General features: G+C 67.7%; 2 protein-coding genes. Both read right to left on the bottom strand.

Annotated features, from left to right (window positions below; all coding sequences use genetic code 11):
- Positions 1–618, bottom strand: a 618-nt coding sequence (locus I4Q55_RS48865) for an IS3 family transposase (RefSeq protein ID WP_206797885.1), incomplete at its 3' end; no start/stop codon positions are given.
- Positions 615–932, bottom strand: coding sequence for a transposase (locus I4Q55_RS48860; protein ID WP_242548120.1), 318 nt, complete (start codon positions 930–932; stop codon positions 615–617). The genes I4Q55_RS48865 and I4Q55_RS48860, both read right to left, overlap by 4 nt.
- Positions 933–985: the final 53 nt, after the last annotated feature.

Genomic DNA, 985 nt, shown 5'->3' with positions numbered 1-985 from the left:
TTGCACTCCACGATCGCTGTGGTGGACCAGCCCGGTCAGGTCGGCGCGGTCGGCTTGGCGGCGCCAGATCGCCATCTGCAGCGCGTCCAGCGCCAGATCCGTGTAGAGACTGGTGGCGACCTGCCAGCCGACGATCAGGCGGGAGAACACGTCGAGCACGAACGCCGCGTAGACCCAGCCCGCGGCGGTGCGCACGTAGGTGATGTCCGCGACCCACAACTCGTTCGCCCGTGTCGCCGTGAAGTCACGTTCCACCAGGTCAGTCGGCCTTCCGGTCTCCGGCGCCGGCCGGGTCGTGCGAGGAGACTTGTCCCGCAACAGCCCTCGTAACCCGGCCTCGCGCATGAGCCGCTCGACCGTGCACCGGGCCACCTCGATGCCGTGGCGGTTCAGCTCAGCCCAGACCTTCCTGGCTCCGTAGACGCTGTAGTTCGCCTTATGAACCCGTTTGATCTTCTCGGTCAGCTCTCGGTCGGATGCCGCGCGGGCGGATTCGGGACGGGTCTTGGCGGCATAGTAGGTCGACGGTGCGATCTGGGCAGGTGTGCCCTCAAGCACCCGCAGGACCGGCTGGACACCGTGCTCCTTCCGTTGTGAGTCAACGAATTCGACCTTCATCGCGAGGGACGGTCCAGCTCCGCTGCGAAGAAAGACGCCGCTGACTTCAGGATCTGGTTCGCCCGGCGCAGCTCACGCACCTCACGTTCCAGCTCGGCGACCCGCGCCGCCTCCGTCGAGGCCGTCCCCGGCCGCGCCTCCTGGTCGGTCTCGGCCTGCTTCACCCACGTCCGCAACGCCTCCGGGTGCACACCGAGCTGCTCGGCGATCCGTTTGATCGCCCCGGCCGCCGACGCAGGATCCCGCCTGGCCTCGACTACCAGACGCGTCGCCCGCTCCCGCAACTCGTCGGGGTACTTCCGTGGTGCCGCCATAACCGTGAATCCTCCGGGTGTTCGATGTCTCCATCAAACCCGGGGCGGGACAG

Origin of the sequence: Amycolatopsis sp. MtRt-6, assembly GCF_017308975.1 — a bacterium.
GTDB lineage: Bacteria > Actinomycetota > Actinomycetes > Mycobacteriales > Pseudonocardiaceae > Amycolatopsis.
The sequence above is the reverse complement of the archived record's forward strand: the minus strand, read 5'-3'. Positions and strand labels throughout refer to the sequence as shown.

Excerpts from the sequence above, each read along its gene's own strand:
- I4Q55_RS48860 (WP_242548120.1), bottom strand. The coding sequence starts at position 932 with ATGGCGGCACCACGGAAGTACCCCGACGAGTTGCGGGAGCGGGCGACG.